Here is a 17029-nt window from a genome sequence, read left to right as displayed (position 1 = left end):
CATGCAGCTCGGTCTGATCGGTCTCGGCAAGATGGGTGGCAACATGCGCGAGCGGATCCGCCGCGCGGGCCACACCGTCATCGGCTACGACCGCAACCCCGACCTCTCCGACGTGGGCGGCCTCGCCGAACTCGTCGAGCGGCTCGACGCGCCGCGCACCGTCTGGGTGATGGTCCCGGCCGGTGCCCCCACCCAGTCCGTCATCGACGAACTCGGCGGCCTGCTCCAGGCCGGCGACACCGTCGTCGACGGCGGCAACTCCCGCTGGACGGACGACGAGAAGCACGCGGCGGAGCTCGGCGCCAAGGGCATCGGCTTCGTCGACGCGGGCGTCTCCGGCGGCGTGTGGGGCCTGGAGAACGGCTACGCCCTGATGGTCGGCGGCGACAAGGAGCACGTCGACCGCCTCCGGCCGATCCTCGACGCGCTCAAGCCGGAGGGCCCGTACGGCTACGTCCACGCCGGCAAGGTAGGCGCCGGGCACTTCTCGAAGATGGTCCACAACGGCATCGAGTACGCCATGATGCAGGCCTACGCCGAGGGCTGGGAGCTGCTGGAGAAGGTCGACTCGGTCACCGACGTGCGCGAGGTGTTCCGCTCCTGGCAGGAGGGGACCGTGATCCGCTCCTGGCTGCTCGACCTCGCCGTCAACGCCCTCGACGAGGACGAGCACCTCGACAAGCTGCGCGGCTACGCGCAGGACTCCGGCGAGGGCCGCTGGACCGTGGAGGCCGCCATCGACAACGCGGTACCGCTGCCGGCGATCACCGCGTCCCTGTTCGCGCGGTTCGCCTCCCGTCAGGAGGACTCGCCGCAGATGAAGATGATCGCGGCGCTGCGCAACCAGTTCGGCGGCCACGCCGTCGAGTCGGCGAAGAAGGCGTAGTCCGGCCGTGGGGGACCTTCTGCTGGTCCGTCACGGGGAGACGGAGTGGAGCCTGTCGGGACAGCACACCAGCTTCACCGACCTGCCCCTCACCGAGCACGGCGAGGAACAGGCCAAGTCCCTCGCTCCGCTCCTCTCCGGCCGGACCTTCTCGCTGGCCCTGACCAGCCCGCTGTCCCGCGCGGTCCGCACCGCCGAACTCGCGGGCGTCACCGGGGCCGTGCCCGACCCCGATCTGCACGAGTGGGACTACGGGGCCTACGAGGGCGTCACCACCGTCGAGATACACCGCTTGCGGCCCGCCTGGGACCTGTGGACCGACGGCGTGCCGCCCGGCCCCGACGGCCACCCCGGCGAGTCACCCGCGGAGGTCGGCCGGCGCGCCGACCGGGTGCTGGCCCGCGTGGACGCGGCCCTCGGGGACGGCGACGGTGACGTCGTGCTCGTCGCCCACGCCCACTTCCTGCGGGTCCTGACCGCCCGTCGGCTCGGACTGGCGCCCGCCGAGGGGCGGTTGTTCCAGCTGGCCACGGGGACGGTCAGCCGGCTGTCGACGGAGCACGGACGGCCGGTCGTCGCCGAATGGAACGTGCGGGCATAGCCGGTTGACACCGCACAGGGGGCCCGCCAGAGTCGCGGCTGATGGAGATCAACGATCTGACACCGGCCGAACAGCGCGTCTGGCGGGCCTTCGCCACCGGCACCGAAGTGGACTTCCGCGCGGGGGCCGGCGGCCGGGACCAGGACAACACCCTGCGCGCCGCGGTGGTGCGGACCCTGCTCCTCAACGGCCCCGCCGAACCCGGTGAGACAGCCGCCCTCAAGGTCAGGGGCGCGCACGTCACCGGCCCGCTGGACCTGCGCTACGCGACGGTCGGCAGCGTCATCCACCTGACCCACTGCCGCTTCGAGGACGCCCCCGACCTCATCGGCGCCCACCTGCGCTACGTCAGCCTGCGCGACTCCGAGATGCCCGGCCTGTCGGTGACCCGGGCGCGCCTCGACGGCAGCCTGCGGCTGACGCGCTGCCGCTTCGGCGGGCCGGTGCGCCTCGACGGCGCCCAGATCGCCGGCGCCCTCTTCCTGGACGAGGCCGACCTCACCGGCGGGACACCCGGGCGACCGGTGCTCCAGCTCAACCAGATCACCGTCGACGACGACGTGTGCGCCCGCGGCCTGCGCGCCCGGGGCCTGGTCCGGCTCGACGGCGCCACCGTCGCCGGCTCCCTCGACCTGGAGGACGCCGAGCTCAGCAACCCCGGCGCGCACGTCCTGGACGCGGAATCCCTCGACGTCGGCGCCAACCTCCTCGGCCGGCGGCTGCGCGCCCGGGGCCGGATCGACCTGCGCGGCGCCCGGATACCCGGCCGGGTGGATCTGCTGCGGGCGACCCTGTCCCACCCCGGCGACACCGCGCTGCGCGCCAGCAGCAGCGTGATCGGCGAGTTCTGGCTGCGCGGGGGCGACCGGGTCGAGGGCCGGCTCAACCTGCGGCGCGCCGAGATCAACCAGCTCGACCTCGAGCCGGAGATGCTGCCCGACGAGGTGCGTCTGATCGACCTCACCTACACCTTCCTCACCCCGCACGAGCCCGCCGAGCGCCGGCTGCCGATGCTGGAACGCGACGGCGAGGGCTTCGACCCGCACGCCTACGAGCAGCTCACCGCCGCGTACCGGCGGATCGGTGACGACCAGGCCGCCCGGCTCGTGCAACTCGCCAAGCAGCGCCGCCGCCGGTCCACCCTTCCCTGGTACGGCCGGCTGTGGGGCCACCTCCAGGACGCGGCCGTCGGCTACGGCTTCCGGCCGCTGCGCGCCGCCGTCTGGCTGCTGTCGCTGCTCGTGGTCGGCTCGGCCGTCTTCGCCGGGCACCACCCCCGCCCCCTGAAGGCGTCCGAGGCACCCGACTTCGACCCGGTCTTCTACACGCTCGACCTGCTGCTGCCCGTCATCTCCTTCGGGCAGGAGTCCGCGTTCGCCCCGTCCGGCGGCTACCAGACGCTGTCGTACGTCCTCGTCGTCACCGGCTGGATCCTGGCGACCACGGTCGTCGCGGGCGTGACGCGGACCGTCAGCCGGCAGTGACTCACCTGGCGGCGTGCTGAGCCGCCAGCCGCACCGGCGCGTTGGCGGCGCCGTATCCCCGGTAGCCGCCGTCGCGCTGGACGAGTTCGAAGAAGACGCGGCCGACGGTGCGGGTGTAGCAGTGCCGGAAGACGCCGTGCGCGTCGCGGTCGTAGAGGATGCCGAGCTCGCGGTAGGTCTCCAGCTCGCCCTCGGCGAAGGTGTGCCGGGCCGCGAGGTCGTCGTAGTAGTTCCCGGGGATCGGCAGCAGCCGGCCGCCGGCCTCGGTGAAGCGGCGGGCCGCCGCGACCACGTCGTCGGTGGCCAGGGCGATGTGCCGGGCATGGGCGGTGTCGTCGGCGGGTGCCGCGCCGACGGTGAGGGGGAAGCGGACGCCGCCGTCGGCGCTGGTGACGGCGCGGCTGCGGAGCAGGCCGTAGGGGTCGGCGACGTCGACGCTCTCCTGGGCGTCGAGGCCGAGGACGCCGCGGTGGAAGAGGACGGCCTCGTCGAAGTGGTGCCAGGGCTGGGTGAGGGAGAGGTGGTCGATACGGGTGGCCGCGCGATCGGCGGGCGGGTGCGCGACGTCCTCGAAGTCGGCCCGCCAGTCGGGCAGTGGGGGGCGGCGGGTCGCGCACAGGAAGAGTTCCGTGCCGTCGGGCGCGGCCACCGCGTCGAGGGGCGCGTCCCCGGCGGCGCGGCGGCGCGGCAGCACGGGGGCCAGCAGGGCCTCGGCGCGGCGGGCGGCGCCGGCCGGGTCGGGCGACTCCAGACCCACCGCGGCCAGGCAGGTGCCGTCGACGGGGGTCCCCCCGCGCGAGCGGAGCCGAGAGTGGGGGTGGGCGGCCGGCCCGGTGTTGACCAGGACCCGCGCCTCGCCCTGTTCCCACAGCTCGACGGGCTTGCCGCGGTGGCGGGCGGTGCGGGCGAAACCGAGGGAGCCCAGCAGCGCGGAGACGGGCTCGGCGTCCGGGGTGACCAGCTCGGCGAAGGCGACCCCGGTGGGAACGACCGGCGCGGGCAGGACGTCCAGGCCGGCCTCCTCCTGGAGCAGCAGCAGGGAGCGGCGGGCGTCCACGGCGGTCGGGCCGGCCTCCGCCTGCCGGAAGACGTCGTTGAAGACCTCCAGGGAGAGCGGGCCGTCGTAGCCGGCGAGCAGCACGTGCCGCAGCAGGCCCGCGACGTCGAAGCCGCCCTGTCCGGGGAAGCGGCGGTGGTGCCGGGACCACTGCAGGACGTCCATGGCGGGCAGCGGGGCGTCGGCGAGCTGGAGGAAGAAGATCTTGTCTCCGGGGATGTCCTCGATGCCCTTCGGGTCGCAGCCCCGGGAGAGGATGTGGAAACTGTCCAGGCAGGTGCCGAGCGCCGGGTGGCCGGCGGTCTCGACGATGTGCCAGGCGTGGTCGTAGGTGCTGACGTGCCGTCCCCAGGCGAGTGCCTCGTAGGCGACGCGGATCCCGAAGTCCTGGGCGAGCTCGGCGAGGTCGTGCAGGTGCTGGGCGGCGAGCGCGTCGTCGTCCTCGGCGAGCGGGGAGACGCTGGAGCAGACCAGGACCAGGTCGGCGCCGAGCCGGTTCATCAGCGCGAACTTGGCGCGGGCGCGGCGCAGGTTGCGGGCGAACTCCTCGGCGGGCACCGCCTCCATGTCCCGCATCGGCTGGTACAGCTCGATCCGCAGGCCGAGATCCTCGCAGCGGGCGCGGATCTCCTCCGGGGTGAGGGGGCTGGCGAGGAGGTCGTTCTCGAAGATCTCGACGCCGTCGAAGCCTGCCCGGGCCGCGGCGGTGAGCTTCTCCGTGAGGGAACCGCTCAGGGAGACGGTGGCGATGGACGTACGCACCTGGGTACCTCTTCTCCTGCTTCTGGCCGTGCTGCTCGTCGCAGGCCCTCTTCGGGGCCGCTTCCGTGGCGCTGCTTCCTAAGGGGCCGCTTCTCCGGCGGCTGCTTCTTCGACACCCGCCTTCCCGGACGGCTGCTCCGGGGCTGGTGCTCCGGGGCCGCCCCTTCCCGGGACCTCTCCGGGGCCGGGGGGCGCGCGGCGGAGACCGCGAGGCCCTGCGGCTCGGGTCGCGCGGCGGTGACCGCGGGATTACTTCGGGGCCGGGACCGCGCCGGCCAGCTCGGCGATGTCCTCGAGCATCCGCGCGCTGTCGGGTTCCCGGCCGGTGAACAGGCGGAAGGCGTCCACGGCCTGGAAGACGGCCATGCCGCCGCCGTCCAGGGTGGCGCAGCCGGCGGCTCGGGCGGTGCGCAGCAGCTCGGTCTCCAGCGGCCGGTAGACGACCTCGGCCACCCACAGCCCGGGACTCAGCAGCTCGGCGGGGAACGGCAGGCCCGGGTGGGCGGCCATGCCGGTGGGCGTGGCGTGCACGACGCCGCCGATGCCCTCGGCGCGGGCGAGCAGACCGGCGAGGCTGTCCGGGGTGCCGGCGGCGGCCCGCCCCGCGCCGAAGTGCCGGTTCAGGGAGTCGGCGAGGGCGGCGGCCCGCTCGGGCAGCGCGTCCACCACGGTCACGCGCCCGGCGCCCAGGGTGAGCGTGGCGAACGCGACGGCCGCGCCCGCGCCGCCCGCGCCGAGCTGCACCACCCGCTCCAGCGGGGCGTCGGGCAGTCCGCGCGCGAAGGAGGCGGCGAAGCCGGTGACGTCCGTGTTGTGGCCGACCGCCCGGCCGTCCTCGAAGACCACGGTGTTGACCGCGCCGAGCGCCTGAGCCTGCGGCGCGAGGGCGTCGAGGTGGGGGATGACGAGCTGCTTGCACGGGTGCGTGACGTTCAGCCCGTCGAAGCCGAGGTCGCGGGCGGCCCGCACCAGGTCGCCCACCGCCTCCGGAGGCACACCCAGGTCGTCGATGTCGATCAGCCGGTACAGGTAGCGCAGCCCCTGGCGGTCCGCCTCCCGCTCGTGCAGGGCCGGACTGAGCGACGGTCCGATGCCGGAGCCGATCAGCCCGACGAGATACGAGTCCTTGGTCACGCGGACCTCCTGGGCAGCTAATGTACGAACTAGTGAGTTACTCATAACATCCCGTCCGGCCCCGGGGAAAGCCCTCCCGCCCCACGGGAGGTGATCGGCTTCTAGAATCGCGGCACGCGAGTGACAAGCGCCCTACGCCCGAAGGAACCCGATGACCAGCGTCGACGAACCGGCACGACCCGGCGGGCGGATCCGTGACGCCGCCCGCACCCAGGCCGAGATCCTCGACGTGGCCACCCAGGAGTTCGCCCGGGTCGGTTACGCCGGCGCCCGCGTCGACGACATCGCCGCCCGCACCCGCACCACGAAGCGGATGATCTACTACTACTTCGGCGGCAAGGAGCAGCTGTTCACCGCCGTCCTGGAGCGCGCGTACGGCGTGATCCGCGAGGCCGAGCAGCGGCTCGACGTCGAGCACCTCGACCCGGTCGCGGCCATCCGCCGGCTGGCGGAGCTGACCTTCGACCACCACGAGCAGCACCCGGACTTCATCCGGCTGGTCAGCATCGAGAACATCCACGAGGCCGAGCACATCGCCGCCTCCGAGAAGCTCGGCAGGATCGGCTCCCCCGCCCTCGACGTGATCCGCCGCATCCTGGCCGCCGGACAGGAGTCCGGCCTGTTCACGGCCGACGTCGACGCCGTCGACCTGCACGCGATGATCAGCTCGTTCTGCTTCTTCCGGGTCGCCAACCGGCACACCTTCGGCGCCCTGTTCGGGCGGGACCTGGTCGACCCGGCGCAACGCGAGCACTACCGCACCATGCTCGGCGACATGGTGATCGCCTACCTGACGGCGGAGCGGACGGACGGCTGAGGCCGCCCCCGGGACTTCCGCGCTGGACCCCTTGACACCGGCGAAACACGGGCGCAACATCCCTACCCAACCGCTATTAACTATCCAGTGCGTTAATTGAGTCGGGTAGCACCCGGCTGCGCCGCCCCACCACCCCCGGGATCCGGCCCCTCCCCCCCTCCCTCGCCGTCCCTCTCACTCCGCGTACGTTGGAGTCCCCCCGAAGGAGCACGCCGTGTCCGTCCCCGCAGCACCCCACGACGCCGCCCCGCCCGGTCAGCCCAGGAAAGCCGCGACCGCCGCCTGGATCGGCAGCGCCCTGGAGTACTACGACTTCTTCATCTACGGCAGCGCGGCGGCGCTGATCTTCCCGGAGGTCTTCTTCGACGAGTCCGACCCGGCCACCGCGACCCTGCTGTCGCTGGCCACCTTCGGTGTCGCGTACGCGGCCCGCCCGATCGGCGCGCTCTTCCTCGGTCACTTCGGGGACCGGGTGGGCCGCAAGAAGATCATGGTGTTCACGCTCATCCTCATGGGCGTGTCGACGTTCCTCATCGGCTGTCTGCCGACCCGCGACCAGGTCGGCACGCTCGCCCCGGTGCTGCTGGTGCTCTGCCGGGTGCTGCAGGGCATCTCCGCGGCCGGTGAGCAGGCCAGCGCCAACTCGATGACGCTGGAGCACGCACCGCCGCACCGGCGCGGCTTCTTCACCAGTTTCACGCTCAGCGGCACGCAGGGCGGTCAGCTCCTGGCCACGCTGGTCTTCATCCCCATCGCGGCCCTGCCCGAGGAGCAGCTGCTGTCGTGGGGCTGGCGGGTGCCGTTCTGGCTCAGCATCGCGGTCGCCGTCGTCGGCTACGTCATCCGCCGCAAGCTCGACGAGACGCCGGCCTTCGCCCAGCAGGCCACCCGCGAGGGTGTCGTCAAGCTGCCGCTGGCGGTGCTGATGCGCGAACACTGGGCGGACGTGCTGCGGGTGATCGCGGGCGCGCTCGTCGCCTCGGTCTCCACGATCTTCACGGTGTGGGCGCTGGCGTACGCCACCGGTGACTCGGTCGGGATGAGCCGCTCCTCCATGCTGTGGGTGGCCGCGCTGGCCAACCTGGTCGCGCTGGCGGCGATCCCCCTGTGGGCCACGCTGTCCGACCGCATCGGCCGCCGCCCGGTGTTCCTGATCGGCGCGGCCGGCAGCGCGGCGGCGATGTTCCTCTACCTGTGGGCGATCTCCACCGGCTCCTACCCCCTCACCCTGGTCCTCGGCGTCGTGGCCTTCGGTGTCGTCTACAGCGCCGCGAACGGCGTCTGGCCCTCCTTCTACGGCGAGATGTTCTCCACCCGGGTCCGGCTGTCCGGCATGGCGATCGGCACCCAGATCGGCTTCGCCGTGGCCGGCTTCGCGGTCACCTTCGCCGCGCAGATCGCCGGCCCGGACGGCGACGACTGGGCGGCGGTGGCCCTGTTCACGGCGGCGCTGTGCGTCCCGCCGGTGATCGCGGCCCTGTCGGCGCGGGAGACCGCGAAGGTGCCGACGGAGGAACTCGGCGAGCGCACGCGCCGGGAGGCGGCCGAGCCGGAGACGGTGACGGCCTGAGCCCGCCGACCGGCCCACTTCCCCCTCCGAGCCCCCGGACGCTTTCACGGCTCCGGGGGCTCAGGGGGCTCGGGGTGGACCTGGGGTCAGGCAGGAAGCTCCGGTTCCGGCCAGGCGGAGGGCTCGGGCCGAGAGCGGAAGGCTCGGGCCGAGAGCGGGGAGCCCGTGTGCCGGGCGGGAACTCAGGTGCAGGGCGGAACTCAGGTGCCGGGCGCGAACTCAGGCCGGGCCGGACGCCGACCCGGCGGTGCGCCGACGCGCGCTGGGTCGTGTCCGCCGGGCCGTGGCGGGGCGATCGCGGCCATGGCGGCGACCACCGCACGGAGGTGGAACAACTGCCGTTGAGAGAGGCGGGGGTTCGGTGTCGATGCGCAGGCGGAGGTCGCGTCCGGTGGGGCGGTTCGGGGTGAGGGCCTGGCGGTACCGGAAGCGGGCCATGTCGTCCTCGCTGTCCTGGGTGTGGTGCGGAGAGAGGCAGGAGGCGGCGGTGGCGACTGCGGCACCCTGCGGCGAGCCGACCGTGAGGTGACGCGCGGCCGGAGACAGGGGTCGGACAGGCGACACTCACGCCGAGCTCGACGCCGCCGGCCCCGGCGGGGGTCGCGAGGTGACGGCCGGGGGGGGCTGGGGAGCCGCGGGCGCGCCCCCGGCTCAGGTACCTACGGGATGTTGAGTACGGGCGCGCATGACGGTGGCTCCTGAGCGGCCGTAGCGTGCGGCCATGGCAAGAAACAGCAGTCGGTCCGGGCACCGTCCCGTGCGCAGATTCGTGGGCCTCGGTCTCGGTCTCGGGGTGGGTGCCGTCCTCGTGGCGAAGTTCGGGCCCGTGCCCGTGTCCGTCTCCTCCGCCGCCCGACTGTGGGAGCAACTGGCCGCGCGAGGCCACGCGGTGGACCCCCAGCGGTTGCTGCCGCACCACAACCCGCCGGGACAGGCCGCGGCCGTGTACCGCTCGTCGACGGTGTGGTGCAGGAACCGAGCGCGGCGGGTCGAAACCGTGGCCGGTCTGGCGCGTCGAGCGCTACGGACGCCGAGGGGGGCGGGGCGCTCCGCGGCCCGGTCCGGCCCGGCAGGCGCACCGACATCGCCCAGGCCCGACGGCTCGGACCGGCCGCGTTGAAAACCGTCGGCACCGCAGGCCTCGTGGCCGCGGTGACCGCAATGCCGGAAGGGCTTCGGTGGCCTCACCCCACTGACCGCCGAGGGCGCGGCCTCCGGGCTCACGGCCCAGGAGTGGACGCGCGGGGGAAAGACCCGCGACGGTGTGGAGACATCCTGGCGCTGGAACCAGCACCGTTGCGGCGCTAGCCCTCCTCGGTCCCCCTGGGAATGCCGTACGCCCGCTCCACTCTCAGGCGCACCACCAGACGCCGGTCGCGGACCATGGCGGCGCGGTAGTCGTCCCAGTCCGGGTGCTCGCCCTGGACGTCGCGGTACAGGCGGACGAGTTCCTCGACGGTCTCGTCGTAGGGGTGCCCGGCGACCGGCGAGAGCTCGGCGGTGCCCTCGACGACCGTGTAGGCGCGGCGGTCGGGGTTGGACACGTGGTACGAGGCCCGCGGATCCCGGCGCAGGTTGCGCGTCTTGGCGCGGTCGTCCGTGACGGAGATCCGGATGACGCCCTCGTCCGGGTCGTAGTGGTGGCTGACGTTCGACAGCTGGGGGCGGCCGTCGCGCTTGAGGGTGACGAGGACCCCGCCGCGGCCCTCGGAGAGCAGGGCGAGCAGGGCGTGGCGCTGCGTCGTGTCCTGAGTCATGTACGGCACAACCGGCAAGCGAGCCGTCCGCATTCCCCTGCGGGGAAACCGCTCCCCCGCCCTCCGTAGACAGTGTCTACGCACAACTGGTAGACACTGTCTATGAGTGATGCGGAGAAGCCGGAACCGGACCTGCGGCTCCGGCTCGTGGACGTGGGCGTGGAGCTGCTGGCCCGGGAGGGCCTCGGGGCGCTGACGCTGCGGGAGATCGCCCGGCGGGCGGGTGTCTCGCACGGGGCGCCCCGCCGCTACTTCCCCACCCACCTGGAGCTGCTGTCGGCCATCGCCCGCAGGGGCTTCACCGACCTCGCCGGACGGGTGACGACGGCCCTCGGCGACGGCACCGCTCCACCGCGCGCGCAGCTGACCGGACTGGGGCACGCCTACCTGCGGTTCGCGCTGGACAACCCCGCCATGTACGAGCTGATGTTCCGTCACGACCTGCTGGAGAGCGGACACCTGCGGCTGCGGGAGACCAGCCTGCCGCTGTTCGGTGTGCTGGTGGAGCTGGTCGGGCGGGTCCGCCCGGACGCCGACGCCCGCGCGGTCGCGGGCGCGCTGTGGGCGAACCTGCACGGCATCGCCCAGCTGTGGCGCTGGGGAAGTCTGCAACTGGCCACCGGCGAGGACGACTTCGTACCCCTGCTGCGGACGGCGCTCGACGCGCACCTGGGGCCGGAGCCGGGCCGGTGAACCGCGCCCTGACCCTGGCGAGCAGCGTGGCCGGTGCCGTGGTCGTCGCCCTCGACGGCACCGTCCTGACCGTGGCCCAGCCCACCCTCCAGCGCGACCTGCACGCCTCCTTCGCCCAGGTTCAGTGGACCAGCACCGGGTATCTGGTCGCCGTGGCGGGGCTGTTGGTGTTCGCCGGGCGGCTCGGCGACCGGTACGGGCACCGGCGCACGTTCGCCGTCGGCATGCTCGGCTTCTCGGCCGCCTCGGCGGGCATCGCCCTGGCGCCCGGCGTGGGCTGGGTGATCGCGCTGAGGGTCGTCCAGGGCGTGTTCGGGGCGCTGTTGCAGCCGGCGACGCTCGGCATGCTGCGGGTGGCGTACCCGCCGGAAGGGCTGCGGCGGCCGGTCGCGGTGCGGACGGCGGCGATCGGGGTGGCGGCCGCCGCCGGACCGGTGGTCGGCGGGGCGCTGGCGACCGGGTTCGGATGGCGGGCCGTGTTCCTGCTGACCATCGCGCCCGCGCTGTTGTTCGGCGCGCTCGCCCTCGTCACCCCGGAGAAGCGGGAGAAGCGGGAGGAGCCGGGGCGGGAGAAGCGGACGGGGCGGGAGCCGGGGGAGCGGCCGACGGCCCTCGTGGCGCTGGACGTGCCCGGCGCGCTGCTGCTCGCGGTGGCGCTGGCGTGTCTGGTGCACACCCTGGTCACCCCGTTCGGCGTGACGGATGTGGCCGGCGCCGCGGTGGCCGCGACGGCCGTCGTCGCCGGGACCGCCTTCGTGCGGCACGAGCGGCGCACGCCCTCCCCGCTGCTGCCCCCGGACGTCGTCGGCTCGCCGGCCGTGGGCGCGGCCCTCACCCTGCTGGTCATCGCCTCGGCGGCCCTCAACGGCGGGCTCTTCGCCTGTGTCTACGTCCTCCAGGACGACCTGGGTCTCACCCCTGTGCGCACCGCCCTGCTCAGCCTGCCGCTGGCCGTGCTGCTGATCGCGGCGGCGCCCGCGTCCGCCGTCCTGCTGCGCCGGGCCGGCGCCCGCCCCACGGTCGCCGGGGCGACCGCCGTCCTCGCCACCGGCCTGCTCGTCCTGGCGCGCGCCTCCGGCGCCACCGCCTTCTGCCTCGGTTTCGCGCTGCTGGGCGCCGGCTTCGGCACGGTGATGGTCGCGGCCACCCATGTCGTCGTACGACGGGCGCCCGCCCGGGCCGCCGGGGTGGCGGGCGGCCTGCAGCAGACGGCGATGAACGTCGGGCCGGCGCTCGGTGTGGCGGCGGCGACCGTGCTCATGGGACAGACGGGCACCCGGTCCCCGCTCGTCGTGCTCGCCGTGGCGGCCGCGGCGGCGGTACCGATCTGCCGGGCGCTGCCGGGCCGGTCGCGGCCCGCCCCCGCGGCTCCCTCGGCGAGCCGCCCCGCGACAGTCGCCGCCGGTCGACGCGGTACAGAGCACAGCGGTACAGAGCACACCGGTCAGGGCGCCGAAGGGGGTCCTTTCCCGCCGTCCCTACGGGACCATGAAAACTGAGCTGTGTTCCGGCGGGGCACGCCGGAGCACACCTCGCACGAGCGCACCGGAGGAGAGCGATGGCACAGCTGCGACAAGAGGCCGACCCGCGCGAGGTCGGTCTGGACGCGAAGGCGCTGGACCGCCTCGACCAGCACGTCGCCCACTACGTCGACGAGGGGCGCCTGCCCGGCTTCCTCCTGTCCGTCGCCCGCGGCGGCCGCGTCGCGCACCTCGCCACGCACGGGCACCGGGACGTCGCCGCCGGGCTCCCCGTGGAGCCGGACACGCTGTGGCGGATCTACTCGATGACCAAGCCGGTCACCTCGGTCGCCGCGCTGATGCTGGTGGAGGAGGGCCGGCTCTCCCTCGACGACCCCGTCGCCGACCACCTCCCCGCCTTCGCCGACCAGCGGGTCCACGTCTCCGGCTCCGGCTCCGCCATGACCACCCGCCCGGTCGGCCAGCCGATCCTGGTGCGGCACCTGATGACGCACACCGCGGGCCTGACCTTCGCCTTCTACCACTGCCACCCGGTGGACGCCCTCTACCGCGAGGCCGGCCTGGAATCGGCGGTGCTGCCGGGCTCGAACCTGGCCGAGACCGTCGAGGCGTACGCGCGGCTGCCCCTGCAGTTCGAACCGGGCACGCAGTGGAACTACTCGGTGGCCACCAACGTGCTCGGCCGGATCATCGAGGTCGTCTCCGGCCGGGACCTCGACGAGTTCCTCGCCGAGCGGATCTTCCGCCCGCTCGGCATGCCCGACGCCGGCTTCCAGGTCACCGGCGAACAGGCGGGCCGGCTGGCCGAGCTGTACGGCGACACCGACGACGGCCGTCTGGAGCCGATCCCCGGGCTGCCGCTGTTCGGCCGCCCCCGCTTCCTGTCGGGCAGCGGCGGCATGGTGGCGACCGCGTACGACATCCACCGTTTCATGGAGCTGCTGCGCCGCCGCGGCGAACTCGACGGCATCCGCCTGCTCCGGCCCGAGACGGTGGACCTGATGACCCGCAACCACCTGCCCGGCGGCGCCGACCTGCGCACCGTCGGCAGCCTCCCCGCGCACGACGAACCCGGCAACGACGGCGTCGGCTTCGGTCTCGGCGTCTCGGTGGTGATCGACCCCGAGCGCACCCAGGCACCCTCCGGGCTCGGCACCTACGGCTGGAGCGGGGTGGCGACGACGACGTTCTGGGTCGACCCGGGCCGCGACCTGACGGTGCAGTTCCTGACGCAGGTGAGGCCGAGGAAGTCGCTGAAGCTGTACGCCGACCTCAAGCGCCTGATCCACGAGGCGGTCACGGACTGACCGGGCCGCCCGCGCCGCGCACCGGCCGGACCCCTACCGGCCGACCGGTCCGTCCCCGTCCCGTCCGCCGTCCCCGTCCCCGTCGACGCGCAGGGTGAAGGGGACGCCGTCCACGGCGAGTTCACCCAGCCACTCCCGCGACCGCTCGTCCGTCTCGGCGGCACGGCTCAGGCCCGCCGGCAGGGAGCCGTCGAGGACGTGCCGGACGCCGAGCGCGAGGGGCCGGGAGACACAGCGGGCCATCGCGCTCTCCTCCTCGTCGCCCACCAGGTCCAGCAGGTAACCGCCCGACCAGGACGCGCCGCTGCGGGCGTTCACCGTCAGCGACACGGCGAGCACCACCCGGTCCCGGTCCGCGTCCGTGGTGGGGTGGGCCTCGGCCAGTTCCCGGGCGAGGGCGGCGATCCGCTCGTCGTCGCCGGCCTTCAGCTCCTCGAACACCGGTGCCCAGGCCCGCCGCCATCCGCCCAGGCGGAGCGTGCCGCGCACGAAGGTCCGCGGCCGCCAGGCCGTCGGCAGCCCGTACTGCTGCACGAACGGGACGCTGTCGCGGTTGGGGTAGGCCTCGAAGGCCTCGCCGTCGACGAGGTGGGCGCGGGTGGCCTCCCACGGCCGCTCGGCGGTCCTCTCGGTGCCGCCCTCGACGTAACGGGCGGGCGAGCGCAGGGCGTTGAGGACACCGAGCGGAGCCCAGCTGAAGCGGTACCGGAAGTCGTTGGGAACGGCCGGCACGCCGCCGCAGTAGGACGTGAAGCGGTACGAGGCGGGCGTGCCGTCGCCGATCGCCACCCGGGCACGCGCCACGAGGCCGTGCGCGAAGAGGTGGTCGACCCCCGGGTCGAGCCCTGCCTCGGTCAGCACGACGACGCCCGCGTCGAGGGCCGCGGGCACCTGCCGCAGCACCGCGTCCGAGACGTAGCTGGAGCACGCGAAGTGGGCGCGCCGGTCCACGCACGCCGCCAGCAGCGGGGCGTGCTCGGGTGCGGGCAGCATCGACACCACGACGTCACCGGGCGCCAGTTCCGCCGTGAGCGCGTCGAGGGTGTACGGGCGCGGCTCGGCGCGTCCGGTCAGGCCCAGCCGGCCGAGGGCCTCGGCGGCCCGCTCCTCGGTGCGGTGCCACAGCCGCACCCGCCCGGCGTGCTCGCACAGCGCGGCCAGCCCGCTGCCGGTGGACAGGCCGGCGCCGATCCAGTGAACGGTTCCGCTCGCGTCGACCCGCTCAGGCACGGCCGGACTCCCCTTCCGTCACCCCGAGCTCCCGGCACGCCTGGTGGAAGCGGTCCAGGCAGCGCCCCCACGGCCCGCCGACCCCGAGGTCGAGCAGCTGGGGCGTCAGGGCCGCCGAGAAGTCGGCGCTGGACTCGCGGGGCAGCAGGGACGGCAGGTTGTCGATGGCGATCAGGTCGAGCGGGGGTTCCTTGCGCAGCCGCCGTACCGGATCGCTCCACTCGGTCGTGCGGTCGTAGACCGGCAGGACGTTGAGGGGGGAGCCGACGTCGCAGGTGACGTCGGAGAGGGTGCGCAGCCGGCGGGCGGGGTCGTCGAGGTCCTCCTCCCGCAGGAACGGCGGGACGGGGCTCGTGGCCAGGACCGCGTTGACCATCACGTCGTGGTCGAGCAGGGCGCGGCGGTCCAGGTCACGGGTCTCCGCCAGGTCCCAGCAGGTGGGCTCGACGCCGGCCGTGGCGAACGCGGTCCGGGCGCCCCGGCCGCTGCGGCCGAGGGCGCCGACGACGAGGGCGGTGAAGTCCTCGTCGCCGGGGGCCGCGCGCAGGGCCTCGTCCAGTGCGTCCTTGTCGGTCGGGCGCAGGGGCGCGGTCAGCCGGCCCCGGTGCTGGAGCACGGCCAGGGCGGCGCCCAGGTAGCCCGCCCAGAAGCCGAACGCGGCGAGCCGGCGTCCCTGGTCGTCCACCAGGTACTCCAGGTCCAGCAGGGCCCCGCGCCCGGCCGCGAACCGGGCCAGCAGACCGGTCGCGCCCGGCTGCCGCTTGTAGGCGTGTCCGAAGAAGACATGCCGGTGGATCAGCTCGGCCGGACGGTCGGGGAGTTCCTTCAGGCCGAGAATCACGGCGTCGCGCGGCGCCGACGCCCAGGAGCCCGGGGGGACGATCCGCGCGCCGGCCGCCTCGTACTCCCGCGCCGCGAAGATCCGCTGCGGGGACTCCTCGACGGTCAGGTCCACTCCGGCCGCCACGAGCCGTCCGGCGTCGTCGGGCACGATCGGGGTGCGGCGCTCGGTGGAACGGACCTCGTGGCGCAGCCACAGGTGCAGTTCGGTCATACGCGGTTGACCTCCGGACGCGGGGCGTCGGCGGCGAACCGGCCGGCGCCGAGGGGGGTGACGTCCACGAAGGGTACGCGGCCGAGGCAGAGGTCGCGGACGACCTCGCCGACGGCCGGGCCCTGCAGGAAGCCGTGGCCCGAGAAGCCGGTCGCATACAGGAAACGGGACACCGAAGTCGCCTCGCCGATCAGGGCGTTGTGGTCCGGGGTCACCTCGTACAGGCCTGCCCAGCCGCCCGTGCGGCGCAGGTCGAGCAGGGCGGGGGCGCGCCGCTCCATCGCCGCGGCCAGGCGGGGGATCCACCGGTCGTGGGTGTCGGTGGCGAAGCCGGGCCGCTCGTCGGGGTCGGACATGCCGACGAGGAGGCCGGGGCCCTCGGCGTGGAAGTAGAGGCTGGTGGAGAAGTCGATCGTCATCGGCAGCGCGGGCGGCGGACCGCCGGGGAGCGGTTCGGTGACCGCGATCTGGCGGCGCAGCGGCCGTACCGGCAGGTCCACACCGGCCATCGCGCCGACCGCCCGGGACCAGGCGCCCGCCGCGCAGACCACCGTGTCGGTGGTGACGCGGCCGAGGGTGGTCGTCACCCCGGTGATGGTGGAACCGCGCGTGTCGATGCCGGTGACCTCGGTGTGCCGCAGGATGCGCGCCCCGTGGCGGCGGGCGGCGGCCGCGTAGCCGTGGACGACGGCCTCGGGGGTGCAGTGCCCGTCGTCGGGCGAGAACGCGGCCGCCAGCAGCCCGTCGGTGCTGATCAGCGGCGAGAGCCGGCGGGCCTCGGCCGGGTCGATCAAACGGCTGGGCACGCCCAGGGCGTTCTGCAGCCGCACGCTCGCCTCGAAGGAGGCGACGTCCTGCGGGGCGGACAGCAGGAACAGGTAGCCGACGCGGTGCAGCCCGATGTCGGTGCCGATCTCCTGCCCGAACCGGGCGAACGCCTCCAGACTGCGCGCCCCCAGCCGGATGTTCACCTCGTCGGAGAACTGGGCCCGCACTCCGCCGGCGGCCTTCGAGGTCGAGCCGGCGCCGAGTTCGTCCCGCTCGATCAGGAGGACGTCGGGGACGCCGGCGGCGGCCAGGTGGTAGGCGATGCTCGTGCCCATCACGCCGCCGCCGATGACGACGACCGATGCGTGCGTGTTCACGCGGGCGGCTCCTTTCGGCGGGCGGCCCCGGCCCGGACGCGGAGGCCGAGG

Annotated in this window: 14 protein-coding genes; 8 read left to right on the top strand and 6 right to left on the bottom strand. The window is 74.1% G+C overall.

Annotated features, from left to right (window positions below; all coding sequences use genetic code 11):
* The first annotated feature begins 1 nt into the window (after position 1).
* From gnd to ACIBBD_RS10065, 3 genes are read left to right on the top strand one after another with little or no spacing between them, the layout of a single operon-like run.
* A complete protein-coding gene (gene gnd, locus ACIBBD_RS10075; RefSeq protein WP_399418852.1) occupies positions 2 to 886 on the top strand; it encodes a phosphogluconate dehydrogenase (NAD(+)-dependent, decarboxylating) in 885 nt (294 codons plus the stop codon).
* Between the two features lie 7 nt (positions 887 to 893).
* The gene (locus tag ACIBBD_RS10070; RefSeq protein WP_399418851.1) at positions 894 to 1487 is read left to right on the top strand and encodes a histidine phosphatase family protein; all 594 of its coding nucleotides are present in this window, start codon (positions 894 to 896) and stop codon (positions 1485 to 1487) included.
* Between the two features lie 41 nt (positions 1488 to 1528).
* Positions 1529 to 2971 (top strand): membrane-associated oxidoreductase, encoded by a 1443-nt coding sequence (locus ACIBBD_RS10065; protein WP_399418850.1) that lies wholly within the window; start codon positions 1529 to 1531, stop codon positions 2969 to 2971.
* Position 2972: 1 nt separating this feature from the next.
* Here ACIBBD_RS10065 and ACIBBD_RS10060 read toward each other — a convergent pair whose 3' ends face one another.
* Both ACIBBD_RS10060 and ACIBBD_RS10055 read right to left on the bottom strand, forming a co-directional pair.
* Positions 2973 to 4790, bottom strand: a complete 1818-nt coding sequence (locus tag ACIBBD_RS10060; RefSeq protein WP_399418849.1) for a bifunctional sugar phosphate isomerase/epimerase/4-hydroxyphenylpyruvate dioxygenase family protein — start codon at positions 4788 to 4790, stop codon at positions 2973 to 2975.
* A 249-nt stretch (positions 4791 to 5039) separates the two neighbouring features.
* Complete coding sequence (locus tag ACIBBD_RS10055) at positions 5040 to 5924, bottom strand: shikimate dehydrogenase (protein ID WP_399418848.1); 885 nt, start codon at positions 5922 to 5924, stop codon at positions 5040 to 5042.
* Positions 5925 to 6075: 151 nt separating this feature from the next.
* On the opposite strand from ACIBBD_RS10055, the gene ACIBBD_RS10050 reads away from it, so the two are divergent.
* Both ACIBBD_RS10050 and ACIBBD_RS10045 read left to right on the top strand, forming a co-directional pair.
* Positions 6076 to 6741, top strand: coding sequence for a TetR family transcriptional regulator (locus tag ACIBBD_RS10050; RefSeq protein WP_399418847.1), 666 nt, complete (start codon positions 6076 to 6078; stop codon positions 6739 to 6741).
* 214 nt (positions 6742 to 6955) lie between these two features.
* Complete coding sequence (locus ACIBBD_RS10045) at positions 6956 to 8311, top strand: MFS transporter (protein WP_399418846.1); 1356 nt, start codon at positions 6956 to 6958, stop codon at positions 8309 to 8311.
* A gap of 1304 nt (positions 8312 to 9615) precedes the next feature.
* Here ACIBBD_RS10045 and ACIBBD_RS10040 read toward each other — a convergent pair.
* Entirely contained in the window at positions 9616 to 10068 is a 453-nt protein-coding gene (locus tag ACIBBD_RS10040; protein WP_399418845.1) for a PPOX class F420-dependent oxidoreductase, read from the bottom strand.
* Positions 10069 to 10170: 102 nt separating this feature from the next.
* Here ACIBBD_RS10040 and ACIBBD_RS10035 point away from each other — a divergent pair, with 102 nt between their 5' ends.
* From ACIBBD_RS10035 to ACIBBD_RS10025, 3 genes are read left to right on the top strand one after another with little or no spacing between them, the layout of a single operon-like run.
* Positions 10171 to 10761 carry a TetR/AcrR family transcriptional regulator gene (locus ACIBBD_RS10035; protein ID WP_399418844.1) on the top strand — a complete coding sequence of 197 codons (591 nt, stop codon included), beginning with the start codon at positions 10171 to 10173 and terminating at the stop codon, positions 10759 to 10761.
* The gene (locus ACIBBD_RS10030; RefSeq protein ID WP_399418843.1) at positions 10758 to 12260 is read left to right on the top strand and encodes an MFS transporter; all 1503 of its coding nucleotides are present in this window, start codon (positions 10758 to 10760) and stop codon (positions 12258 to 12260) included. The genes ACIBBD_RS10035 and ACIBBD_RS10030 overlap by 4 nt, the downstream gene beginning before the upstream one ends.
* Positions 12261 to 12319: 59 nt before the next feature.
* Entirely contained in the window at positions 12320 to 13549 is a 1230-nt protein-coding gene (locus tag ACIBBD_RS10025; protein WP_399418842.1) for a serine hydrolase domain-containing protein, read from the top strand.
* A 33-nt stretch (positions 13550 to 13582) separates the two neighbouring features.
* On the opposite strand, the gene ACIBBD_RS10020 is transcribed toward ACIBBD_RS10025, so the two are convergent.
* The 3 genes from ACIBBD_RS10020 to ACIBBD_RS10010 are packed head-to-tail and all read right to left on the bottom strand — an operon-like array spanning position 13583 to position 16978.
* Positions 13583 to 14779 carry a saccharopine dehydrogenase family protein gene (locus ACIBBD_RS10020; protein WP_399418841.1) on the bottom strand — a complete coding sequence of 399 codons (1197 nt, stop codon included), beginning with the start codon at positions 14777 to 14779 and terminating at the stop codon, positions 13583 to 13585.
* The gene (locus tag ACIBBD_RS10015; RefSeq protein ID WP_399418840.1) at positions 14772 to 15833 is read right to left on the bottom strand and encodes a saccharopine dehydrogenase; all 1062 of its coding nucleotides are present in this window, start codon (positions 15831 to 15833) and stop codon (positions 14772 to 14774) included. Before ACIBBD_RS10015 ends, ACIBBD_RS10020 begins: the two co-directional genes overlap by 8 nt.
* The gene (locus tag ACIBBD_RS10010; RefSeq protein WP_399418839.1) at positions 15830 to 16978 is read right to left on the bottom strand and encodes an NAD(P)/FAD-dependent oxidoreductase; all 1149 of its coding nucleotides are present in this window, start codon (positions 16976 to 16978) and stop codon (positions 15830 to 15832) included. Before ACIBBD_RS10010 ends, ACIBBD_RS10015 begins: the two co-directional genes overlap by 4 nt.
* Positions 16979 to 17029: the final 51 nt, after the last annotated feature.

Origin of the sequence: Streptomyces sp. NPDC051315 (assembly GCF_044455165.1) — a bacterium.
In the GTDB taxonomy this organism is placed as follows: Bacteria; Actinomycetota; Actinomycetes; order Streptomycetales; family Streptomycetaceae; genus Streptomyces.
Note: the sequence above shows the minus strand (reverse complement) of the source record. Positions and strands in the feature narration are given on the sequence as shown.